Below are 679 nucleotides of genomic sequence, written 5' to 3'. Positions count from 1 at the left end.
CAGATTAGCACGTCCTTCATCGCCTCTGACTGCCAGGGCATCCACCGTGTACGCTTGTTCGCTTAACCTCACAACCCGAAGAAGTCTTCGTGCTGCGAGTTTGAGAGACTCTGACACACCGCGCATTTCTTATTACGGAGAAATGCAGCAGCATGTCTGTTTCAATTTTCAGCTTGTTCCGGATTGTTAAAGAGCAAATACTTCGCAGTATACTCATCGAGTACACTCTGAAGTGATGGTGGAGCTATGCGGGATCGAACCGCAGACCTCCTGCGTGCAAAGCAGGCGCTCTCCCAGCTGAGCTATAGCCCCATCGTAGTAGTCAGAACCTCTTTACCGATAATTCGTTCTGAGACAGGGCGTGGTAACGCGATGCATACCGCAGTATGTGAGCGTTGCCGCAACGCAGTATCAGAAGGAATCTGGTAGGCCTGAGTGGACTTGAACCACCGACCTCACCCTTATCAGGGGTGCGCTCTAACCACCTGAGCTACAAGCCTGTAGAGGTTTTGCTTCTTTACTTTCTATCAGACAATCTGTGTGAGCACGCGGGGTTGTATCTTGCAGGTAAGGAGGTGATCCAACCGCAGGTTCCCCTACGGTTACCTTGTTACGACTTCACCCCAGTCATGAATCACAAAGTGGTAAGCGCCCTCCCGAAGGTTAAGCTACCTACTTC

Annotated in this window: 2 tRNA genes and 1 rRNA gene; all 3 read right to left on the bottom strand. The window is 51.1% G+C overall.

The annotated features are described in order from the left end of the window. Positions 1 to 236: 236 nt before the first annotated feature. Positions 237 to 312: transfer RNA gene (locus tag G6041_RS11170), tRNA-Ala, on the bottom strand. Positions 313 to 423: 111 nt separating this feature from the next. Beyond that, a tRNA-Ile gene (locus G6041_RS11165) sits at positions 424 to 500 on the bottom strand. Positions 501 to 568: 68 nt separating this feature from the next. Next, positions 569 to 679, bottom strand: a 16S ribosomal RNA gene (locus G6041_RS11160); the annotation flags it as partial.

It is taken from the genome of Cronobacter sp. HA18003 (assembly GCF_011605905.1).
In the GTDB taxonomy this organism is placed as follows: Bacteria; Pseudomonadota; Gammaproteobacteria; order Enterobacterales; family Enterobacteriaceae; genus Cronobacter; species Cronobacter sakazakii.
The sequence above is the reverse complement of the archived record's forward strand: the minus strand, read 5'-3'. Positions and strand labels throughout refer to the sequence as shown.